A 22,576-nucleotide genomic window follows, 5' to 3' on the forward strand; every position below is an offset into this window, starting at 1 on the left:
TCTGCGCTTTGATCCTAAGTTGTTCAGCGTCTGTCGCACTGGCTTGCAGTGGTCATTCCAAGCAAACCCAGTCTTGCGCGCCGGGGACATTTTGGGATTCCGAAGCCCAAACTTGCGCCAAAATTGTGAACAGCTGAGAAAAAATTTTCCTACTCGTGAATAAATGCGAGCCTTGGGTTGTTAGCTTTTTTGAAGATCGCACTATGCTTTCTCAAAGCAGCCCTGACAACGGAGTAGGAAAATGCGCCTTGTATTAGCTTCAGCCATCGCCCTTCAGGCCTTTGCATTCGCACCGGTTGCGCTTGCTGCGGGCGGTGACAGCAGTCCGCCAAAGCCGACCAATACGACCAAGAAATGCCTGTTTGGCCGCGTTTACGACAAGGACGCCGGGCGCTGCGTGAAGCCGAACAAAAGTAATTTCACAGACGACCAACTTTACGATGCCGTGCGCGAACTGGCCTATGACGGACAGTTCGAGAATGCTCAGGACATCCTGCGCATCATGGATCAGAACGATGATCGCGTCCTGACCTACTGGGGTTTTACCTATCGCAAAATGGGCGAGCGTGAGCTGGCAAATGCCTTCTACAACAACGCTATTGAGGCCAACCCCGACAACATTCTGGCCCGCAGCTATATGGGTCAGGGATTTGTGGCCGAAGGAAAAACCGATCTGGCCATCCAGCAGTGGCGCGAAATCAAGGCGCGCGGTGGTGAAGGCACATGGGCCGAAGCGTCGCTGCGCGAGGCGATCCGCACCGGGCTGACATATAGCTACTAGGCTTCAGCCTTTCTTTACCCGACTCTCCGTAATCTGCCTGTGGAACAGAATTTTGGCACCGCAGGCAGATGCAGGATACAAACTCTTTGGTACAAGTGGCGCCGGGGGCCTCAACACCCGTCACAAACGCTCAGGACGACGCGCCCCGTGTTGTGCCCAGGGCGCTGAGCAGTCGGCAGAAAGCTGCGGTCGTGGTGCGGCTTTTGCTGAATGAGGGTGCAGACATCCCGCTCGAAGAGCTTCCCGATGATCTACAGGAAAAGCTGACGCATCAGTTGGGGCAGATGGGGCTTGTGGACCGGGTCACTCTGGACTCCGTCGCGCAAGAGTTTGCAGAGGCGCTGGATGGTATCGGCCTGTCTTTTCCGCATGGGTTGGCGGGTGCTTTGGACGCAGTCAGCGACAAGATCGCCCCGGCAACCGCAGCCCGATTGCGAAAAGAAGCCGGGGTGCGTCAGGTCGGCGACCCGTGGCAAAGACTTCGCGAAATCCCGACCGAAGATCTGGCAGAAATGGCGCAGGCCGAAAGCACCGAGATTGCAGCCGTCATGCTGTCCAAGCTTGAAACACCAAAGGCCGCGCAGCTTTTGGGGCACCTGCCCGGCCCGGTCGCTCGGCGCATCACTTACGCCGTGTCGAAGACAGCAAATGTCACGCCCGAGGCGGTCGAGCGGATCGGCTGGTCGCTGGCCGCCCAGTTGGATCGGCGTCCAGCAACAGCCTTCTCGGACGGTCCTGGGGCCAGGGTCGGCGCAATTCTGAACCAGTCAGCTGCGTCAACGCGCGACGGCCTATTGACTGCTCTGGACGAAGAGGACACCGATTTCGCAGCCATCGTACGTCAGTCGATTTTCACCTTCGCCCATATCCCGGCCCGCATTCTTCCTCGCGATGTGCCCGCAATTCTGCGCAGCGTGGATCAGGCAGACCTCGTCACCGCTCTGGCGGGCGCTGCGGGTGACGATGACAAGGCCGCGGTCACGTTCCTGTTGTCAAACATGTCGACTCGCATGGCCGACAACCTGCGCGATGAAGTAGGCGAGCGGGGCAAGGTGAAGCTACCCGAAACCGAAGAAGCCATGACACAGATCGTTGGCGCAATTCGCGCCCTGGTCGACGAAGGGGCAATATCCTTGATCGAAGAAGATAGCGAAGAGTGACAGACAAGCGCATTCCGGCGTGCCGGTACAAAGGGTTGTTTTGCAACGCTTGTGGTTGCGGTTTCTGCCTTGTATGTCTTGCCCGGCAAATCGCAACAAGCCGGTGAGACTTCACTATGCCCGTCGAAAAGTCGGAATTAAGCCGCGGAGAGCTTAGAAAATACTATTTCACCGGACTGTTCATGAAAGGTGTCATCGGGGCCATGCGTTTGCTGCCCTATGAAACCCGTCTGGCCACCATGGCTGCGCTCTCGCGCGGCCTGTCTCCGTTGATTGGATTTACCAATCGGGTGCGCAGCAATCTGAGACTGACTTGCCCGGACCTGCCCGAGGACGAGGTCAAACAGATTTGCCGCGCGGTTCCCGACAATGCCGGTCGCGCGATCATGGAGCATTTTTCGCCCGAGGGGTTCACCGAGCGTCAACGCAACGCCAAGGTCAGCGGTTCCGGTGTGGCCGCCTTTGACGCCGCCGTGGCCGAGGGTCGCCCGATCATGATGATCACCGCTCATTTCGGCCACTACCTGGCTGCCCGCATCGCCCTGCAAGAGCGCAGCGGTCAACCGATCGGATGCCTGTACCGTCGCATGGCGAACCCGTATTTCAATGAAATGTATGTCGAAGCGTTCTACAAAACCGGCGCGCCGATGTTCGAGCAGGGGCGTCGCGGGATGGTCGAGATGGTCCGCTCTCTCAAAAAAAGCGGGATCATCGCGATCGTGTCCGACTTGCACGCCCATGGCGGGGAGGAGCTTACATTTTTTGGCAAGCCCGCGGTGACCTCGGTGCTGAATGCGGAACTGGCGATGAAGTACAACGCCGTTCTGATCCCCTGCTATGCGGTCCGTCAGCCCAACGGCATCGATTTCGAGATCGTTCTGCACGACCCGGTGCCGCACACTGATCCCAAGACCATGACTCAGTTTACCAATGATGATCTTGAGGCGATGGTTAAGAAACACATGGGGCAGTGGTTCTGGATTCACCGGCGCTGGAAAACATGGAACGGTCTTGGCGTTCAACCCGAGGATATGCCCTGATTACTTGACCCGCGTCGCCGCAACGATCGGTCCGTGCCCTGCTCTTTGGATCAGCACTACGGCGGGCAGGTCCGAGTTCAGGGGTACGGAAAACTCCTGAGGCGAGGTGCCATCCCACTGACCGGCCAAATGCCAGGAATCGACGACGTTTGCGTAGTCCAGCTCATGTCCAGCCAGTTCGCCACGTCGGATCGAAGCATGCCGCATGGGGGCGTACTGGATGACACGCACGTCATAGGTTTCTCCGGCAGGAAGCTCGACGGGCGTTACATCAACCGTTACGTCATCGCCGGACCGGGTTGCCGTCACCGAAGCTTCGGGCGCAGCCTTGAGGTGCGCATTGATCAAACGGTCCAATTCCCTCGACTGCGCGCCGACAACATCTTGCTGGCCATTTACCACCATCTGAGGCGTATAGATCATTGATCGCCCACCCTGACGCGCATAAGAACGCTGCCGCAGCGTGTGATCTGGATCCGCATACTCATCCTTCCACCCGATGTAGTCCCAGTAATCCACATGCAGCGCGAGGCCGATGACATCATCGCGTTTGGCCAGATCGTGCATGATCCGATCTGCGGGCGGGCAGGACGAACACCCTTGCGACGTAAACAATTCGACCACGACCGGGTCACTTTCGGCCACGGCTGCCGTGGCCAGGAACAAGGAAACAAGTGCGGTTGCACGAACTGATCTGAACATTTTGGATCTCGGACTTCTTTCGGGGTGCCCAGCCGGTTTTAAACGGAACTTCGCTCAACCTCCAATCAACGTTTCTTGAGAGTTACGACCGCCTGGGCCCTTAAATTCAGTGTGCAATGGTATACATTTCATGGTGCCCCCATCGCCTAAGTCCTTGAACCGAAGGCTTTGGTGATGCAGATAACTATTAGCGAATCCCGAGACCTAAGTCATTTCAGAGGGAGGCCACAGATGCCCATCAAAGTTGGACAGGATACCGCCAAGACACGCCGCAGCCTGAGCGTGAATGGTAAATCCATTTCTTTTTATTCGATCCCCGCCGCGCAAGAGGCCGGTCTGGGTGATTTTTCAAAACTGCCCGCCGCGCTGAAGGTTGTTCTGGAGAACATGCTGCGGTTCGAGGATGATGGTTTTTCGGTCTCGGTCGATGACATCAAAGCCTTCGGAGAATGGGCCACCAACGGCGGCAAGAACCCGCGCGAGATCGCCTACCGCCCTGCCCGCGTTCTGATGCAGGACTTTACGGGTGTTCCCGCCGTGGTCGATCTGGCCGCGATGCGCGACGGCATCAAAGCGCTGGGTGGTGACGCGCAAAAGATCAACCCGCTGAACCCGGTTGATCTGGTCATCGACCACTCGGTCATGATTGATGAATTCGGCAACCCGCGTGCGTTCCAGATGAACGTAGACCGCGAATATGAACGGAATATGGAACGGTATCAGTTCCTGAAATGGGGCCAGTCGGCTTTTAACAATTTCCGCGTGGTGCCACCCGGAACCGGCATCTGCCATCAAGTGAACCTTGAATATCTGGCGCAGACCGTCTGGACAGACACCGACCAAAACGGGGAAGAGGTCGCATACCCCGACACACTGGTCGGCACCGACAGCCACACCACCATGGTCAACGGCATGGCCGTTCTGGGCTGGGGTGTTGGCGGGATCGAGGCCGAGGCTGCAATGCTGGGTCAGCCGATCTCGATGCTGATCCCCGAAGTCATCGGGTTTGAACTGACAGGCGAACTGGTCGAAGGCACGACCGGCACCGATCTGGTTCTGAAAGTGGTCGAGATGCTTCGCGAAAAGGGTGTGGTCGGCAAATTTGTCGAGTTTTTCGGCGAAGGCCTGGACCGTCTACCGCTGGCCGACCGCGCCACCATCGCTAACATGGCCCCCGAGTACGGCGCGACCTGCGGCTTCTTCCCGATCGACAACGAGACGCTGCGCTACATGCGCAATACCGGTCGTGACGAGGACCGTCTGGCGCTGGTCGAAGCCTACGCCAAGGAAAACGGTTTCTGGCGTGACGAGAATTACGCCCCGATCTACACCGACACCCTGTCTCTGGATATGGGCACGATCGTTCCCGCGATCTCGGGCCCGAAACGCCCCCAGGACTATGTCGCGCTGACTGATGCCAAAGCCGCATTCACCCGGGAAATGGCCGAAACCTTCAAACGCCCGATGGGCAAACAGGTCGAGGTCAAAGGTGAAGAATACGGCATGGAGTCTGGCAAGGTCGTGATCGCCTCGATCACCTCCTGCACGAACACTTCGAATCCTTACGTGATGATCGGCGCCGGTCTGGTGGCGAAAAAGGCGCATGAGTTGGGCCTGAATCGCAAGCCCTGGGTCAAAACCTCGCTGGCCCCCGGTTCGCAGGTTGTGTCGGAGTACCTTGAGGCCGCCGGTCTGCAAGAGCATCTGGACGCCATCGGTTTCAATCTTGTCGGCTATGGCTGCACCACCTGCATCGGCAACTCGGGACCGATCCGAAGGGAAATCTCTGAGGCGATCTCCGAAGGTGATCTGGTGGCCACATCGGTGCTATCAGGGAACCGGAACTTCGAAGGCCGGATTTCACCCGACGTGCGCGCCAACTATCTGGCCTCTCCGCCGCTGGTTGTCGTCTATGCACTGGCCGGGACGATGGACATTGACCTGACATCCGAGCCGATTGGACAGGACAAGGACGGCAATGACGTCTTCATGAAAGATCTCTGGCCGACCCAGCATGAAATTGCGGAACTGGTTCAGCAGACGGTCACGCGCGAGGCGTTCCAGTCCAAATACGCGGACGTGTTCAAGGGCGATGAAAAATGGCAATCAGTCGAGGTTCCACAACAGGAAACCTATGACTGGCCCCCAACCTCGACCTACATCCAGAACCCGCCCTATTTCCTGGGTATGAGCCCCGAACCCGGCACGATCTCGAATATCGATGGTGCAAAGGTTCTGCTGATCCTGGGCGACATGATCACCACTGACCACATCTCGCCCGCCGGGTCCTTCGCTACGACAACTCCGGCCGGCAAGTATCTGACCGACCGACAGGTTCAACCGCGCGAATTTAACTCCTACGGCTCGCGCCGCGGCAACCACGAGGTCATGATGCGCGGCACTTTTGCCAATATTCGCGTCAAAAACGAGATGCTGGACGGCGTCGAAGGCGGCTACACCAAGGGTCCGGACGGTCAGCAAACTTCGGTTTACGAGGCGTCGATGGCCTATCAGGCCGAAGGCGTCCCATTGGTCGTGTTCGGTGGCGAGCAATACGGCGCCGGGTCTTCGCGCGACTGGGCCGCGAAGGGCACCGCTCTGCTGGGCGTCAAGGCCGTTGTCGCCGAAAGCTTCGAGCGTATCCACCGCTCAAATCTGGTTGGCATGGGCGTCATCCCGTTCGAATTCACCGGCGGTGATAACCGCAAATCGCTGGGTCTGAAGGGGGATGAAACCGTCTCGATCGATGGGTTGGAAAACATCGAACCGTTGCAAGAAGTGCCCTGCACTATCGTCTATGGCGACGGAACCGAGAAAACCATTACCCTGAAATGCCGTATCGATACCGCACCCGAGATCGAATACATCGAAAACGGTGGCGTTCTGCAATATGTTCTGCGGAACCTGGCGAAAGCCGGCTAAAACAGCAAAGCCCCGGACAATGGCCGGGGCTTTCATTTTTCAGGCGTCGCAGCCGCAGGCACCCAAAAAGGATAGAGCGCGTGCCGCAGGCACGCTCCGTTTCGCAGAAGCCCGAATTACTGGCTGGCTTTTTCCAATGCAGGACGAATCCTGCTTTCGATCACGCGCTGAGTAATCGGCCCGGCAAAGCGCAGGATGATCGTCCCCTCGCCATCGATCACATAGGTTTCCGGTACACCATACAAGCCCCAGTCCAGCGCCATACGCCCCTGTTCATCTCGTCCGATGGCCGCGTATGGATCGCCCAACTCGGCCAAGAAGGCCTCTGCATTTCCTAACTGATCCTTGTAGTTGATGCCGTAGACCGGAATACCTTCTTCGGACAGCGCCTCAAGGTTCGGGTGCTCTGCACGACAGGGCGCACACCAGCTGGCCCAGTAATTCACCAGCTTGACCTCGCCGTCACGCAGCGTAGCGTCGTCAAAAATCTGTTTGCCCGGAAACTCGGTCAGGACAACCGGTGGTGCGGGCTGGCCTTCACGGGCCGAGGGCAGCGCATTTGGGTCCTCACGGAACATTCCGATCCCCGCCAGAACGGCAAAAGCGCCGAAAATCAGGGGCGGCGCGATCATCAGGGGCGAGATTTTAGCCATTGCGCGTCATCCTGTTCTCGACTTTCTCCATCTCCGCCCGAACTTTGCGTCCGCGCATCACGCTGACGACAATCAGAGCGGCGAGCAAACCCAACGAGGCCGCATAGGACCACAAGACAGTATCGGCGTATTTTCCAAGATCAGGGATCATCCGTTTACCCTCTCTCGCGCCAGCAGTGCCTTGATCCGGCGCGCGCGAATTTCCGTGCCCGTGCGATACAGCACCAAAGCAATGAACAGCAGCACAAACCCGATGATGCACAGTAGCAGCGGATAGAAATAGATATTGCTGACTTTTTCTTCGGTATCCGCACCGGTCACGGCGGCCGCACGCATCACCGACGCCCCCTGATGAAGCCCCTGGTTCCAGAAGTTCACCGCATAGCGGCTAAGAATCGCAAAAACCGAGCCCACAAGACACAGGACCGAAGTCAGATCAGCCGCAGTATCGGGGTCCTCGATAGCCTCCCACAGGGCGACGTAGCCCAGGTAGAACAGGAACAGGATCAGGAATGATGTCAGACGCGGATCCCAGGCCCACCACGTGCCCCACATCGGTTGACCCCAGATCGCTCCGGTCGCCAACGCGATCAGGGTCATCACGATCCCGATCGGAGCCGCAGCACGTGCGGCCAATGCGCTGACGTGGTGCCGCCGAACCAGCCATACCAGCGACGTCGCCAACATCATCAGCCAACAATTGATCGCCATCAGCGCCGCAGGCACGTGCAGGTAGATGATCTTGACGGTCGACCCCTGCTTGTAGTCGTCCGGCGTGAAAAAGAATCCCCAGGTCAGCCCGACGACCAGGCAGACGGCGGACGTAATCCAGAAAAACGGCAGAACCCGCTCGCTGGTCGCGAGGAACTTGCGCGGGTTGGCGTATTCCCAAAGGGCGTTGGCTTTGGCTGCGATAGACATGGGCCTTATCTAGTCCGAGTCGGGGTGGTACTCAATTGACATCGGTCAAAGTGCGACCGTGTCACCGAAGGTTGATGCGCAGCACCGCAGAGCTGGCAAAGGGTAGCAGGGCGATTGTGGCCGCAGTCACGCCGGCCAACATCAGCAGTGGTGTCTGGGTTTCCATTCCTGTTGCTCCGCGACGGGCGACCTCTGCGCCGAAGATCAGGGTCGGGACATACAGCGGCAGGACCAACAGCGACAACAGCAATCCGCCACGTTTCAGACCCACCGTCAAAGCGGCACCGAACGTGCCGATGACACTCATGGCCGGGGTTCCGATCAGCAGTGAGATCACCAGCCAGGAAAAGCCGGGTGTCGGCAGGTTCAGCAACACACCCAGAAACGGCGCCGCCAGAACCAGTGGCAACCCGGTGGTCAGCCAGTGGGCCAGCGCCTTGATCGACACGACCGCTTCAAGCGGCAAGGGTGCGGTGGCGAGCAGATCGAGCGAGCCATCTTCCCAATCCAGCGCCAACAGCCGGTCCAGCGACAACAGGCAGGCCAGAAGCGCGCCCAGCCACAGCACACCCGGCGCAATGGTCGACAGCAAAGAGGATTGCGGGCCGACCGAAAAAGGCACCAGAACGGTTACGATCAGGAAGAACGCAAGGCCAAGGCCAAAGCCTCCACCCGCGCGGAAGGCCAGTTTCAGGTCGCGCAGAAGCAGGGCGATCACAGGAAGCCTCCGTCAAAGTCATCAATGGGTTTTGGCTTGGCTTTATTGGGGCCGACGTCCAGCACCTCTCCGTCCAGACCGAGGTCGATATGGGTCGCGATCAGGGCCGAGCCCCCCTGCCCCAGATGCGCCCGCACCGCATCGGCAAACATCTGAACAGCGTTGCGGTCCAGCGAAACGGTTGGTTCATCCAGCATCCAGATTGGTCGCCCGGTCACAAGCATCCGCGCCAGTCCCAGCCGCCGTTTCTGTCCGGCGGACAGGTTGCCTGCGTGCCGGTCGGACAGTTCGTTCAGCGCAAAAGCGTCCAGAGCGGACTGGATATCATCTGTGCCAAAGACCGAGGCCCAGAAGTTCAGGTTTTCCAGTACCGTCAGAGTCGGCTTCAATCCATCCGAATGCGAGGCATAGGCGATCTGATCCTCAGCACCGTCGATACGACCAGACAATGGTGGCTGAAGCCCGGCAAGCGTGCGCAGCAACGTGGTCTTGCCGATCCCGTTCGGGCCGCGCAGGATCAGGGCCCGTCCGGGCGGTAGTGAAAAATTCAGCCCTTCCAGCACGGGAATCCCCCCGCGGGTAATGGCAAGATCGGTTACGGTCAAAGTCATGAAACCCCGCTTAGCCCATTGCGGTCAGGGGCAAAAGGCGGGATTTGCCGCAGGGTGCCGACCCGCCCGTTAGCGGGGGATCGTCGAAGCGAGGGGCCAGCCCCTCGCGCTCCCCGAGATATTTTTGGCCAGATGAATGGGATCCCGTCAGGTCGGGAGCAAAGCCAGCGCGACGCGGCGGCCTTCGGACAGGAGAATATTGTAGGTGCGGCACGCGGCGGGTGAGTTCATGATCTCAACCCCCAAACCTGCTTGTTCAAGCGAGGCGCGCAGATCGGCGGGAATATGGGCAAGTTCCGCCCCTGTTCCGATCAACAGGACATCTACGTGTTCGGATAGCGCAAGCAAGGGCGACTGGTCCGAGTAGCCCCCCCAACCGGCGGTTCCACCCGGTCCGGTCAGAATGGCGTCTTCAAAGACCTGACCACCAACGCGAAAGAAACCGGGCCCGTAGCCGTCTACGGGCGTCGCATTGTTATATGTGATCTCATTCAACCGCATGGGCGTCTTCTATGCCCCAAAGTGGCAATCCCGACAAGGCGGCAAGCGCAATCGCGACGTATGCGGCTGTACGATACAGCTTTTCCCGCTCGGGGTGGAACAGCCAGCCCCCCAGCCAATTTCCCAAAAGATTGGGTATCGACAGCGCCAGCCCCAGAATGACGGAATCAAATGTCACACGTCCCATGCCGGACAGGAATCCGAAGATGAGGAAATCGAAGCCAAACAGAAACAGCAGGATCGTGGCTCGTATGACCTCAACCGGCAGGGGGCGGGACATGTAGAACAGGATCACCGCAGGGCCCGGCAGGCCCGCAACGCCGCCCAGAAATCCCGCAGCACCGCCGATCGCGGCCACCATCGCGCGCCGAACCCGTCCCTGATACCGCAACCCCAGAATCAGGATCGCGAGCATGAACAGGGCCAGGAAACTGACGGCGTATCGGAAGACCTTTGGGTCGACCTGCGTCAGGACCCACAAGCCGACAGGCAGAACCAGCGCACAGCCCAGCAGCAGACGTGCCAGATCGCCCCGATCCACAACGCGCCATGCGCGGCGCAGGTTGGGTAGCGGTCCGAAGATATCCATGATCGTCAGACCGATCAGTGCCCCAAACGGACCCAGGAACGGGGTTGCCAAAGGCAGAAAGACCAGCGCGGTTCCAAAGCCGGAAAACCCGCGTACGATCCCGCCCAGAGTGGCTGCAAAAAAGATAACGGCCAGTCCCGTTGGGGACTGGCCGAACAGATCAGGCATCCACATTTGCGAACTGGTTACCCGCGTTGTTCGACGGTTTCGACCAGTCGCGTTTTACACCCAGCCACAGCAAAATTGTCGAGGCCACAAAGACCGAGGAGTACGTCCCGATGATAACGCCCCAGATCATCGCGAAGACAAAGCCGCGGATCACGTCTCCGCCCAGCACATAGAGCGAGATCAGAGCCAACAGAGTGGTGACCGAGGTCATCACCGTCCTGCTGAGCGTTTCGTTGATCGAGATGTTCAGGACTTCTTTCAGATCCTTCTTCTTGTACTTCCGCAGGTTCTCGCGCACGCGGTCGAACACGACCACGGTGTCGTTCAACGAATACCCGACTATGGTCAGAAGCGCCGCGATGATGGCCAGATCGAACCGAATCTGCAGTTCCGAGAAGATACCGATGGTCAGGATCACGTCATGAACTAGTGCGGCCACAGCACCCAAAGCAAACTGCCATTCGAAGCGCAACCAGATGTAGACAAGCACCGCGCCGATGGCCAAGGCCACCGCGATAACGGCGGTCTGGATCAGCTCGCCCGAAACTTTGGGTCCGACGGATTCGACGGAGACAAACTGAATGTCCGGTGCGGCGGTTTTCAGGGCCTCTTGAACCGCTGTGACAGTCGCGGCCGATACGGCCTCGGCCTCGGCCTGCGCCTGAATGCGGATCATCGCGACGTTTTCATCGTCAGCAAACGTGGGATCGAAAATCTCGGTGATCGTCACATCGCCCAATTCCAGCGGAGCAATAGCCCCACGGTAAGCCCCCACATCCACAACTTCTGCGCTTTGGGTCCGGATCGTGGTCCCTCCGCGGAAGTCGATACCGAAATTCAGCCCCTGCAGCAGGAAGGAGGTGAACGCTACAATCATCATCAGGGCCGAGATGCCCAGCCAGATTTTCCAACGGCTGAAGAAATCGAACGAGGTGTTCTGGGGTACGAGTTTAAGTCTCATGTCAAACCTCGATCATTTTCGGACGGCGGCGTTCGAACCAGGTGACGATCATCAGACGCGTCACGAAGATCGCAGTGAAGACCGAGGTCAGGATGCCCAGGCCGAGAGTAATTGCGAAACCGCGTACCGGACCGCTGCCCATCGCAAACAGGATGGTCGCTGTGATGAATGTGGTGACGTTCGCGTCCAGAATGGCCGAAAGCGCCTTTTCATAGCCAAGCTCGATGGCACGCGCCGGACCTCTGGCCGATTTCAGTTCCTCTCGGATGCGTTCGAAGATCAGCACGTTGGCATCCACCGCCATACCGACGGTCAACACGATGCCAGCGATACCCGGCAGGGTCAGCGTCGCCCCGATCAGCGACAGCAAGCCGAAAAGAAGCCCGACGTTGATGATCAGCGCGATGTTGGCGAAGATTCCAAACAGACCATAGCTGAGCGCCATGAAGGTCAGAACTGCGACGAAGGCCACGATGGTCGCCACCTTACCGGCGTCGATGCTGTCTTGACCCAACTCGGGGCCAATGGTGCGTTCTTCAAGGAATTCCAGCCCGGCAGGCAGCGCACCTGCGCGCAGAAGAACGGCAAGGTTCGTGCTTTCCTCAACAGTAAAGTTACCAGTGATGATACCAGAACCGCCCGGAATATGGCTTTGGATCACGGGGGCCGAGATCACTTCGTCATCCAGAACGATGGCAAAGGGCTGGCCGATATTTTCCAGTGTGTAGTCGCCGAACTTACGAGCGCCTGACGTGTTGAACCGGAAGCTCACCGCAGGACGTCCATTCTGGTCGAAGGACGGTTGTGCATCCACCAGCTCTTCACCGGTTACGACCGGTGCCGCTTCGACTGTGTAGAAAATGCCGTTTTCGTCGATGGATGGAATGATCTTTTCGCCGATTCCCGGAACCGCATCCGGGTTGGTGCCGCGCCCCACTACAGGGTTGAAGGTCAACTGTGCAGTCGTGCCGATGATGTCCTTCAACTCTCCCGCACTACCGATACCCGGCACCTGGATCAGGATACGGTCAGCACCCTGGCGCTGGATAGTCGGCTCACGTGTGCCAACCTCGTCGATCCGGCGGCGCACAATCTCAAGCGACTGGCGAACCGTGCGGTCGTCAGAGGCCAGCTTTTCCGCTTCGGACAGTTGAACGACAATCGTGTCGCCATCCGCCCGCGCTTCGATATCCGTAGCACCTACCCCTGTCAGCGTCTGCACCTGACGGGCCAGTCCGCGCACAACCTCAAGCGCGCGGGGCATGCCCTCGGGCTGGCTGATCTTTACGCGGATCTCGTCCGGGGCCGAATCCTGTTTGCGGATAGTACCCACGGTGGCGCGCTCATCCCGCAGAGCGTCACGGATTTCCGGCCACATCGCCTCCATCCGGGATTCGTAGACATCGTCGACCTGAACTTCGGCCAGCAGATGCGCCCCGCCGCGCAGATCCAGGCCCAGATTGACCAGAGACGACGGCAGCCAGTTTGGCCACTGCGCCGCTTCGGCCTGCATTTCGGGGGTGTCAATGCCAAGCTCAATAGCGGCTTTGGCATCGTTCGATTGCTCGACGCGCGTGTAGAACGCATTCGGCAGGGCCATCAGCAAGCCGATCACGCAGACCGACCAGATCAGAACCCGCTTCCAGGTATCAATTTGCAGCATTACCCTGCCTTTTCAAGGAATTGTCGCGCGAATTTACTTCGCAGGCTCGGTCTTGTTCAGAACCTGCGCAATAGTCGATTTGACTACGCGAACCTTGACGTTTTCGGCGATTTCGACCTCAATCTCGTTGTCGCCTTCCTTGACCTTCGAAACCTTGCCGATCAGACCACCTTGGGTGACGACTTGATCGCCGCGGCGCACAGCCTCGACCATGGCCTGATGTTGCTTCATCTTTTTCTGCTGCGGGCGGATCAGCAGGAAATACATGATCGCGAAGATCAGGATCAGCGGGAGAAACTGGGCGATTGCGCCACCTTCCATGGGATATTCCTTTGTTTTTGGTGTTGCGGAAACGCTCCGCAAATTTGGCGAGAACCTATTCTTTGAAATGCCTGTTTGCAAGGAAAGGTCGTACAGGTTTTTTCAAGGATTGGCTCATAATGAACACAGTCCCGGCCAGAAGGTGCGGATATGCCCTAGGAACCACCGCCGGCTTGGATATAGTCAGGTGTCAGGAGGGGGCAATGACGCAAATTATCCAAGCTCTTGGCATACTTAGCCGTCTGATGCTGGCAGCACTCTGGATTGCCCTGTGCGCCCCGTCCGTTTTGGCGCAAGAATCGCCTATTGAACCTCAGGATTCCGAAACGACGGAATCCGAGATTTTCAAAGCGCCCGTGATCGTCGACGGTGACACGCTGTTCTTCCTGCGCGGTTCCAGCGCTTTACCGGCACCGGAACGCGCCGAGCGCGTTCAGAACAGCATTATCGAGGTCGCCGAAGCCTCGGAAAGCCCGACCGTTGATATCGCGTTCGAGGAAACCGAACTTGGGATTCGCATCCGGGCCGATGGTGTCATCATTTCGATTGTCACCGTGGCCGACGCTGAGCTGGACCAGATGGAGCTTGACGTTCTGAGTTTCCTGCATGGCGATGCAATCGAAGAAGCGATCATCACCTACCGCGCCAACCGAACCGAACAGGCGCGCGTGTCAGGTGCGATTGAGGCGGTGGCTTGGACCTTTGGTTTTGCCGTCTTCATTGTCGCAATCCTGTGGCTGCACCGCCGGATCAGGCGGCGCACCCTGGCGTTTGTGCAGGGTTATCTGGAGGACGTCGAGACCGCCACAGCCAAAAGCGTTCAGGCCGAAGCGATAGCAGCGCTGGTGCGATATGGCTTGAACTTCATCCTTTTGGTCATCTTCTTTCTGGGGTTCTACTATTACCTATCGTTTGTTCTGCTGGCCTTTGCTGAAACCCGGTACTTTGCGCAGCTTCTGCTGACTTATCTAACCGAACCGGTGCTGCTGATCTTCAAGGGGATCATCAGCTATATCCCCAACCTGATCATGCTGGCCCTGATTTCATGGGTCACCATGTACATCATCAAGGGTATGCGTGTGTTCTTTGACGCGGTCGAGGCTGGCACCTTCGACATGGGGGATTTTGAAAAGCACTGGGTCAACCCGACCTTCAATATTGCCCGCGTCGTGGTGATCCTGATCGCTCTGGTCTTTGCCGTCCCCTATATCCCCGGCTCGGACTCGGCCGCGTTTCAGGGACTGACAATCCTTGTCGGTGCGATGCTTTCGCTGGGTGCAAATTCCGTGGTCAGCAATATGCTGGCCGGTCTGTTCGTGATCTATCGCCGCTCGACCTCAATCGGGGATCGAATTCAGATTGGCGACCACATCGGTGACGTGGTGCAGATCAAGCTGATGGAGACGCATCTGAAATCCATCAAGAACGAGCTGATCTCGATCCCCAATGCGCAGCTAATGAACTCGGACGTCGTGAATTTCTCAAAAAAAACCGACGGCAGCGGGTTGTTGCTGCACACCACGGTTGGCATCGGATACGAAGAGCCGCCAGAAAAAATCGAAGCGATGCTGATTGAGGCTGCCAATCGCACCAAAGGGATCAAGGCCAAGCCCGAACCCTTTGTTTTGTGGACGGCATTGGCGGATTACGCGATCAACTATCAGATCAACGGGTATTCGACGCGCGGCAGCATAATCCCAAAAATCAAATCGGATCTGCACCGCAACATCGTGGCTGTGTTCAATGAGAACAACGTCCAGATCATGACGCCTTCCTACATGGCCGATCCGCCCGAACCGAAGATCCCTGCCGAGCATTGGGATGGCCATCTGGCGCATGAAACACACGAGGACGCGGATAAGTCGTAACCGGCGCTACACCCCGCCTTTCAGATGGTGCATAAGCGGTTTCAGTGATTCACGCATTTAAGGATCTGAACCATGCACGACATCCGCGCCATTCGCGAAAACCCAGCCGCCTTCGACGCCGCTCTTGCGCGCCGTGGGGACGCGCCGGTGTCGTCAGATTTGCTGAGGCTGGACGAAAGCCGCCGCGCCAAGATTCTCGCCGCTGAAACCGCGCAGGCCGAACAGAACAAGGCCAGCAAAGAAGTCGGTGCTGCCAAGGCACGAGGCGACGAGGATGAGTTCCAGCGCCTGCGCGCTCTGGTCTCTGAAAAGAAAGCCGAGATTGCCCAGATGCAGACTGAGGCAAAAGACTTGGACGCCCTGCTGACCGACCAACTGATCCGCATCGCAAACCTTCCGGCCGAGGACGTGCCTGAAGGGGCTGATGAGAACGACAATGTTGAGGTCAACCGCTGGGGCACTCCGCGCGCGTTGGATTTTGCGCCGAAAGAGCATTTCGAAATCGAAGCTGTTCAGACCGGCATGGATTTCGAAACGGCTGCAAAACTCTCCGGCTCGCGTTTCGTGCTGCTGTCCGGCAGTGTCGCCCGCATTCACCGTGCGCTGGCACAGTTCATGCTGGACACGCACATCAACGAGAACGAACTGACCGAGGTGAACGCCCCGGTTCTGGTTCTATCCGAAATGATGCAGGGCACTGGCCAATTGCCGAAATTCGGCGAAGACAGCTATCAGACTCGCGAAGGTTGGTGGCTGATCCCGACGTCCGAGGTTTCGCTGACCAACATCGTCAACGACACAATGATCGAAGAGAGCTACCTGCCGCGTCGCTACACGGCACATTCGCTGTGCTTCCGCTCCGAGGCCGGATCGGCGGGCAAGGACACCCGTGGCATGCTGCGCCAGCACCAGTTCGAAAAAGTCGAGATGGTCTCGGTCACGCATCCGGACAAATCGGATGACGAACAAAAGCGCATGTTGCGCTGCGCCGAGGGTATTCTGGAAAAACTGGGCATCCCCTATCGCACTGTAATCCTGTGCACCGGCGACATGGGTTTTGGCGCGCGCCGAACCTTTGACATCGAAGCGTGGCTGCCCGGTCAGGATACCTATCGCGAGATCAGCTCGGTTTCGACCTGTGGTGACTTCCAGGCGCGCCGTATGAACGCGCGGTTCCGCCCCGAAGTTGGCGGCAAACCGGAATACGTTCATACCCTGAATGGATCTGGTCTGGCCGTCGGACGTTGCTTGATTGCCGTGCTGGAAAACGGCCAGAACGCAGACGGCACCGTCACTTTGCCCGAGGTTCTGGCCCCTTATCTGGGCGGCAAACTGACGCTGCAGCTGGACGGCACACTGGCGTAAAAAAAAACGGCGCCGAAAATCGGCGCCGGGTTCGAAAGACAGAAAGGTGAAGAAGGTTACTTCTTCGCCTTTTTCTTATCCTTCTTCTTGTCTTTCTTTTTGTCGGCTTTTTTCTTGTCGTCTTTTTTGTCAGACTTTTTCTTGTCGTCCTTCTTGGACTTTTTGTCTTTCTTTGCCTTGGCCTTCACCTTGTCCTTGGCCTTGGTGAACACGGCCTCCATCTCTTGCAGCTTTTTGGCGGCTTTCTGAGCTTTGGCCTTGGCCTTTGCCTTCTTCCTGGCTTTCGCCTCTGCCAACTCGGCTGCAGCCTTTTCTTCGGCCGCTTTACGCGCTGCCTCTTCGGCCCGCTTTTCAGCAGCGGCGGCTGCAACGGTTTTGCGGGCTGCCGTTCGTCGCGTCGCTGGCTTTCTGGCAGGAGCCCGGCGTGCAGCTGGTTTGGCGGTGGTACGTTTAGCTGCGGCTGGTTTCGCAGCAGCGCGTTTCGGTGCGGCTGTTTTCGCCGCAGCCCGCTTTGCGGTCGCTGGTTTTGCGGCAATGGCTTCTTTTGCAGCGGCGATCAAAACGGCCGCGCGGGCTTCACCTATTCGGGGAACTTTGACCAGATCGGCGGGGGTTGCCTTGGCAATGGCTTCTGCGGTCTTGAAACCGTTGGCAGCCAAAGACTTTCCAAGCGTCTCACCTACACCTTTTACATCGGTCACTGCGGTCATTATCTGTCCTTTCTGTTTCTCCCTGCACTCCCGTATATACACTGGATATACAGGCCCGCAAGTCTATGTCCGGGCCAGCAGGTTATTTGTGTCAGTTATTGTGCGCCAGATCGCCAGATCGATCCTTTCCGGGAAATGGAACGAGGCGCTTTGCGTCTTCGTCCCAGAGTTTCAGGTTCAGAGCAGCGACGGCTTCGGGAAACTTGATCCGGCGCGGAGTGTATTCGGGCGGCAAGTTGTAATGGCACGCCCGCAGCCGATACGACGGTATCCGCGCGTTGAAGTGATGGATATCGTGCAGCGTAATGCAGGCCACCGCGTTATCGAACCACCAGCCGAAATCCAGCGCCGACGACCCCTGCAGGGCCGCCAGCTTGGGATCAAGATCCGGGCGCCGATCCCAATATGTATCCTCGAAATTGTGCTGCAGATAGACAAGGAATACTCCCAACATTCCACCCAGCAATGAGAACACCAGCCAGACGAGAATACCCGTTATCCCGGCGATCAGGTAAAGAAGTCCAAGGAACACAACAATCGACAAATTGTGCAAAACCACACCGGTTACACCGAACCGAACGGTGTTCTTTGGCCAACGGTAGCGGATGAAGTAGGTGAACAACGCGCCAACGGGCACCAGGATGAACGGATTACGATAGAGGCGATAGAACTGGCGAGCTTTCCAATCGGCTCTGTTCCATTCCCGCAGGGTCATCGTATGAATTTCGCCGGTCTCGCGATGCTCAAGATTGCCGATGCCCGCGTGATGCAGGTTGTGGTTTTGTTTCATCACCTCGAATGGCGCGAAGGTAAATGGTGACAGCCCGTGCCCGGCCCATTCATTTTGCGTGCGGGTTTCAAACAGCGAGTGATGCCCGCAATCGTGCTGAAGCACGTAAAGGCGCACCGCCGAAAAGGCAAAAACGATCCCGGCCGGGATCATGACATACCACCGATCCACGTAGACAATCGCCAGCGCCAGCGATGTGAAATACACCGCGAAAGTTCCAAAGTAGCTCAATGCGGCCAATCTATTGTCCTGAACCGCGTATTGCCTTGTATATTCCCTCAGATCCATCCAGCCGCTCCCCACGATGGTCAGGTCCAATGGTGTTTCAAAAACTGGTGCGGAAATTCCGCATGAAAAAGCGCGTGCAAGAACAGATGCACGCAAACGAATGCTAGCGCGGGGAAACGGGACTGTCACGCCCCTCAACCAAAAATGCTGAAAATTGGCGCAGTTACGCGCGACCCTTGAGATGTTTGGCCAAAGCGCCCGCGTTTTTCTTGCGGCGTCCCTTGTACGGGTTCTTGTCGCCCTGCCCGCGCAATGTCAGGCGGATCGGAGTACCCGGCATGTCAAAATCTTCGCGCAGACCATTGACCAGATACCGGGTATAGCTGGCAGGCATTTTGTCCGGGTGCGAGCACATGACCACGAAGCCCGGCGGGCGGGTTTTAGCCTGAGTCATGTAGCGCAGTTTGATCCGGCGGCCCTGCGGCGCTGGTGGCGGGTGCTGTTCCAGCATAGCTGTCAACCAGCGGTTAAGAGCGGCCGTCGGTACGCGGCGGTTCCAGATGTCATGGGCACGCAGGATGGCGGCGCGCAAACGCTCAAGCCCCCGCCCCGTTTTGGCGGACACCGTGATCAAAGGCGCGCCCCGCAATTGCGGCAGCATGCGTTCAAACGACTCTTTCAACTCGCGCAGCTTGTCCTGCTTGTCCTCTTCGATGTCCCATTTGTTCACGGCAACGACAACAGCGCGGCCTTCGCGCTCGGCCAGATCGGCGATGCGCAGGTCCTGTTGCTCAAAAGGAATTGCGGCGTCCAAAAGAACAACCACGACCTCGGCGAACTTTACTGCACGCAGCCCGTCAGAAACCGAAAGCTTCTCGAGCTTCTCCTGCACCTTGGCCTTTTTGCGCATACCGGCCGTATCAAAGATACGCATGGGCGTGCTGTCCCCGCCCGGGTCGGCCCAGTCGATCCGCAGGCTGATGGCATCGCGGGTAATTCCGGCTTCGGGGCCCGTCAGCAAGCGATCCTCACCGATGATCTTGTTGATCAGCGTGGACTTTCCGGCATTCGGACGACCCACGACCGCAACCTGCAACGGCTTGGCAGCGGTGATCAGAGGGGTTTCGCCCTCGCCATCCTCATCCAGTTCGATATCCGTCTCGGGCGCGTCGTCCGCAGCCTTATCTTCGGCGGCGTCAGCCAACGGCATCAGCTGAGTATAGAGGTCAGTCATCCCTTCACCATGTTCGCCAGACAAGCGAACCGGCTCGCCAAGACCCAGGTTATATGCCTCCAGTACACCCGCATCCGCGGCGCTGCCCTCGGCCTTGTTGGCGGCCAGGATCACGTGCTTCGACCGTTTGCGTAGAATCTCGGCGAACATTTCGTCGGTTGGGGTAATACCCACACGAGCATCGATCATGAACAGGCAGACGTCGGCCATATCCACGGCGCGCTCGGTCAGGCGGCGCATCCGGCCCTGCAGGCTGTCGTCGGTTGCGTCCTCAAGACCTGCAGTATCGATCACGGTAAAACGCAAATCACCCAGACGCCCTTCGCCTTCGCGCAGGTCGCGCGTCACGCCGGGCTGGTCGTCGACCAGAGCCAGACGTTTGCCCACAAGGCGGTTGAACAGGGTGGACTTGCCCACATTCGGGCGCCCCACGATGGCGAGGGTCAGCGACATGATACTCAACTTTCAAGACTCAGACGCGCCCTTTAGCGCATCTTGCGGTCAACGGAAAGCGTGCAAATCACCTTTGGTGGACACGACATACAGTGTCTGCCCCGCCACAACCGGCGCTGTCGTAGCGCCGCCCGGCACTTCGACGCGATTCACCAGCGTCCCATCGACAGGGTTGAAGAAGCGAATGTAGCCGTCATTCGAGGCGATAACGATGCGTCCCCCCGCTAAGATCGGGCCGTAATGCGCATAGATCGGACCACGGCGACCTGGCTTGTCCTTGACAAAACCCGGCAGGTCCTGCGCCCAGACGATCGCTCCGGTGGCTGTGTCCAACCGGACGAGTTGGCTGCGGTCACTGATCAGGAAAATACTGTTCCCAGCAGGCCAGACCGTATCGACGGCGCCCTCGTCTGCAGTCCAGATCCGATCACCCGAGTTGGCGTCAAACGCAACGGTCCGACCAGAATGGTTACCGATATAGATCGTGTCACCCACGACCATCGGCCCACCGGTGACATCAACAATCTGCGCTGCGGCCCGTCCGCGACGCCCGCCTGCGACGGATGCGTTCCAGCGGCGAATACCACCCCGACGGAAAGCCGCCGCGATATCACCCGAGCCAAAGGCAAAGACGGCAAAGTCCGAAGCGATCACCGGCGCAGGTGCGCCCAGAACGTTACCAACACTGGGCGTGCCCTGAACCTGCCAGGCAATCCGCCCATCCTTGGTATTGACGGCCCACCCGGTTTCATCTCCGGCAACAAGATAAAGAATCCCGTTGCTGACCAGAGGTGCCCCGCTGCCTGTCGCGTTCAATCGCTTCTGCCAGCGGACGCTACCGGACCTGGCATCCAGTGCCGTCAAGCGGCCATAACCGGACGAAACGTACAGCACGCCGTTGTCATAGGCCAAACCGCCACCAGTAGCGTCGGAATCGCCATCATTCGGCGGGATGAGGTTGGTGTTCCACACGACCTGCCCCTGTGGCGACAACGCGGATACCGTCGCGCCCGCATCGAGCGTGTAGATCAACCCGCCCGCGACTACGGGCTCAGCCGTGATCCGCTGCTTGCGCGAGTCCCCTTGGCCGATCGAGGTGGACCAGATCCTTTGCGGAGTGGCGCGCAACTGGGCGTTTGTTGTACGAAACGCAGCTGTGCCAGCACTTTGTGGCCAGCTGGCATTGGCTTTTTGCGACGGCAGGCTGATCGGCTTCGAACCGCGGGTTACCACCGTTTCGGTATCGGACGCAGGCCGGATATCTTCGCGCGGACCGGGCAGAATGACTTCGGGTTCCTGACAGGCGGCGACCATGGTCAGGGAAAGGGCTGCCACCGGCAATCCAATACGAGAAAATAGACTTGCTACCATGATCTTCTGAACTCGCCTGTGATTTTTCGTTCCGCCACCGGATCAGCCCTGTCGGGCGACCAGAGGTTCTGGTTCTCCGCCCAACGCAACAATCAGTTGGGCCGCGCGCTGCTGTAAGTCCACGCCGACTTCCGCGTCCTGGCGCAGCGTTTCCAACCGCGCAATGGCTGCATCGACATTTCCCTCCGACACGTCAATTAGAGCCAGTTGCTCTTCGGCCAGCAAACGCAGCGGAGCACCCGGTGCGGCCAGCGCCTCGAACTGAAGGCGGCGATCGGTTGCCGGCAACGTCTCGGACTGCAGCAGCAACGCCTTGAAGGTTGCGATCGCACGATAGATTTCCGGAAGATCACCCTGGGATGCAATGGCATTCAGACTGCTGACCGCGTCCTGTTCCGAGCCGGCTTCAACCTGAGAGGCAGACAAAAGCATGTTGAGAATCGCGTCTCCACCGGGCGACTGGGCCTCAACAGCAGCGAGGCTAGTCGCCCGCTGTTCCGATTGATTCTGCGACAGCGCCGCCAGAATTGAGTCGCCCAGATTCTCCGCCTGACTGGTCGCACGGGATTTGCGGATCTCATTGAAAGCGGCACCGCCCACGATCAGAACAACCGCCAGCACACCGATCCAACCCCACCTGCGCAGCAATAGGAACAGGCGGTCTCGGCGGACCTCTTCGGTCACCTCATCAATAAAACTGTCGACGTCGCTCATCCCTGCCCTCCGGGGCTGCATCCTTGGTGTATGGCGCCATGTCATACCCCGGCGCCATCGCCAAGCCAAGAGCCCGATTTCGCTCAATCCCAAGGGGGTCCGGCGCTCTTGTACAAAAAAATAAACCGAACT

The 22,576-nt window shown here is 58.4% G+C and carries 22 protein-coding genes; 6 read left to right on the forward strand and 16 right to left on the reverse strand.

Features of this window, described 5'->3' with window-relative positions; genetic code table 11:
- The first annotated feature begins 241 nt into the window (after window positions 1–241).
- The 3 genes from MHN28_RS16745 (at window position 242) to MHN28_RS16755 (ending at window position 2,981) form a co-directional block, all read left to right on the forward strand.
- Window positions 242–781, forward strand: coding sequence for a hypothetical protein (locus MHN28_RS16745; RefSeq protein ID WP_239343717.1), 540 nt, complete (start codon window positions 242–244; stop codon window positions 779–781).
- Between the two features lie 68 nt (window positions 782–849).
- On the forward strand, window positions 850–1,941 hold the full coding sequence (locus MHN28_RS16750) for a flagellar motor switch protein FliG (protein WP_239343718.1): 1,092 nt from the start codon (window positions 850–852) through the stop codon (window positions 1,939–1,941).
- Window positions 1,942–2,057: 116 nt separating this feature from the next.
- Window positions 2,058–2,981: a lysophospholipid acyltransferase family protein gene (locus MHN28_RS16755; RefSeq protein WP_239343719.1), complete on the forward strand. Its 924-nt coding sequence runs from the start codon at window positions 2,058–2,060 to the stop codon at window positions 2,979–2,981.
- Here MHN28_RS16755 and MHN28_RS16760 read toward each other — a convergent pair whose 3' ends face one another.
- On the reverse strand, window positions 2,982–3,683 hold the full coding sequence (locus MHN28_RS16760; protein WP_239343720.1) for a thioredoxin family protein: 702 nt from the start codon (window positions 3,681–3,683) through the stop codon (window positions 2,982–2,984).
- A gap of 231 nt (window positions 3,684–3,914) precedes the next feature.
- Between MHN28_RS16760 and acnA the strand changes: the two genes are divergently transcribed.
- Complete coding sequence (gene acnA / locus MHN28_RS16765) at window positions 3,915–6,605, forward strand: aconitate hydratase AcnA (protein ID WP_239343721.1); 2,691 nt, start codon at window positions 3,915–3,917, stop codon at window positions 6,603–6,605.
- 116 nt (window positions 6,606–6,721) lie between these two features.
- Here the strand turns inward: acnA and MHN28_RS16770 are convergent, their stop codons facing one another.
- From MHN28_RS16770 to yajC, 10 genes are all read right to left on the reverse strand, one after another.
- Window positions 6,722–7,258, reverse strand: a complete 537-nt coding sequence (locus MHN28_RS16770; RefSeq protein WP_239343722.1) for a DsbE family thiol:disulfide interchange protein — start codon at window positions 7,256–7,258, stop codon at window positions 6,722–6,724.
- Window positions 7,251–7,409, reverse strand: coding sequence for a heme exporter protein CcmD (gene ccmD / locus MHN28_RS16775; RefSeq protein WP_239343723.1), 159 nt, complete (start codon window positions 7,407–7,409; stop codon window positions 7,251–7,253). The genes MHN28_RS16770 and ccmD overlap by 8 nt, the downstream gene beginning before the upstream one ends.
- The gene (locus tag MHN28_RS16780) at window positions 7,406–8,179 is read right to left on the reverse strand and encodes a heme ABC transporter permease (protein ID WP_239343724.1); all 774 of its coding nucleotides are present in this window, start codon (window positions 8,177–8,179) and stop codon (window positions 7,406–7,408) included. The genes ccmD and MHN28_RS16780 overlap by 4 nt, the downstream gene beginning before the upstream one ends.
- A gap of 61 nt (window positions 8,180–8,240) precedes the next feature.
- On the reverse strand, window positions 8,241–8,897 hold the full coding sequence (gene ccmB, locus MHN28_RS16785; RefSeq protein ID WP_239343725.1) for a heme exporter protein CcmB: 657 nt from the start codon (window positions 8,895–8,897) through the stop codon (window positions 8,241–8,243).
- Window positions 8,894–9,508, reverse strand: coding sequence for a heme ABC exporter ATP-binding protein CcmA (gene ccmA, locus MHN28_RS16790; RefSeq protein WP_239343726.1), 615 nt, complete (start codon window positions 9,506–9,508; stop codon window positions 8,894–8,896). Before ccmA ends, ccmB begins: the two co-directional genes overlap by 4 nt.
- 147 nt (window positions 9,509–9,655) lie before the next feature.
- A complete protein-coding gene (locus tag MHN28_RS16795) occupies window positions 9,656–10,009 on the reverse strand; it encodes an Mth938-like domain-containing protein (protein WP_239343727.1) in 354 nt (117 codons plus the stop codon).
- Window positions 9,996–10,766, reverse strand: coding sequence for a sulfite exporter TauE/SafE family protein (locus tag MHN28_RS16800; protein ID WP_239343728.1), 771 nt, complete (start codon window positions 10,764–10,766; stop codon window positions 9,996–9,998). The genes MHN28_RS16795 and MHN28_RS16800 overlap by 14 nt, the downstream gene beginning before the upstream one ends.
- On the reverse strand, window positions 10,759–11,727 hold the full coding sequence (gene secF, locus MHN28_RS16805) for a protein translocase subunit SecF (RefSeq protein WP_239343729.1): 969 nt from the start codon (window positions 11,725–11,727) through the stop codon (window positions 10,759–10,761). The genes MHN28_RS16800 and secF overlap by 8 nt, the downstream gene beginning before the upstream one ends.
- A 1-nt stretch (window position 11,728) precedes the next feature.
- Window positions 11,729–13,390 carry a protein translocase subunit SecD gene (gene secD / locus MHN28_RS16810; protein ID WP_239343730.1) on the reverse strand — a complete coding sequence of 554 codons (1,662 nt, stop codon included), beginning with the start codon at window positions 13,388–13,390 and terminating at the stop codon, window positions 11,729–11,731.
- 33 nt (window positions 13,391–13,423) lie between these two features.
- A complete protein-coding gene (yajC, locus tag MHN28_RS16815; protein ID WP_170382681.1) occupies window positions 13,424–13,711 on the reverse strand; it encodes a preprotein translocase subunit YajC in 288 nt (95 codons plus the stop codon).
- Between the two features lie 203 nt (window positions 13,712–13,914).
- On the opposite strand from yajC, the gene MHN28_RS16820 reads away from it, so the two are divergent.
- The gene (locus MHN28_RS16820; protein ID WP_239343731.1) at window positions 13,915–15,579 is read left to right on the forward strand and encodes a mechanosensitive ion channel family protein; all 1,665 of its coding nucleotides are present in this window, start codon (window positions 13,915–13,917) and stop codon (window positions 15,577–15,579) included.
- Between the two features lie 72 nt (window positions 15,580–15,651).
- Window positions 15,652–16,944, forward strand: coding sequence for a serine--tRNA ligase (gene serS, locus MHN28_RS16825; RefSeq protein WP_239343732.1), 1,293 nt, complete (start codon window positions 15,652–15,654; stop codon window positions 16,942–16,944).
- Window positions 16,945–17,000: 56 nt separating this feature from the next.
- Here the strand turns inward: serS and MHN28_RS16830 are convergent, their stop codons facing one another.
- From MHN28_RS16830 to MHN28_RS16850, 5 genes are all read right to left on the reverse strand, one after another.
- Window positions 17,001–17,654, reverse strand: coding sequence for a helix-hairpin-helix domain-containing protein (locus tag MHN28_RS16830; protein ID WP_239343733.1), 654 nt, complete (start codon window positions 17,652–17,654; stop codon window positions 17,001–17,003).
- Window positions 17,655–17,745: 91 nt separating this feature from the next.
- Window positions 17,746–18,732 (reverse strand): fatty acid desaturase, encoded by a 987-nt coding sequence (locus tag MHN28_RS16835; RefSeq protein WP_239343734.1) that lies wholly within the window; start codon window positions 18,730–18,732, stop codon window positions 17,746–17,748.
- A 163-nt stretch (window positions 18,733–18,895) separates the two neighbouring features.
- A complete protein-coding gene (gene der / locus MHN28_RS16840; RefSeq protein ID WP_239343735.1) occupies window positions 18,896–20,359 on the reverse strand; it encodes a ribosome biogenesis GTPase Der in 1,464 nt (487 codons plus the stop codon).
- Window positions 20,360–20,407: 48 nt separating this feature from the next.
- Complete coding sequence (locus MHN28_RS16845; protein WP_239343736.1) at window positions 20,408–21,730, reverse strand: PQQ-like beta-propeller repeat protein; 1,323 nt, start codon at window positions 21,728–21,730, stop codon at window positions 20,408–20,410.
- 42 nt (window positions 21,731–21,772) lie between these two features.
- On the reverse strand, window positions 21,773–22,444 hold the full coding sequence (locus MHN28_RS16850; protein ID WP_239343737.1) for a hypothetical protein: 672 nt from the start codon (window positions 22,442–22,444) through the stop codon (window positions 21,773–21,775).
- Between the last annotated feature and the right edge of the window lie 132 nt (window positions 22,445–22,576).

Source organism: Ruegeria sp. Ofav3-42 (assembly GCF_022347725.1).
Classification (GTDB): Bacteria; Pseudomonadota; Alphaproteobacteria; order Rhodobacterales; family Rhodobacteraceae; genus Ruegeria.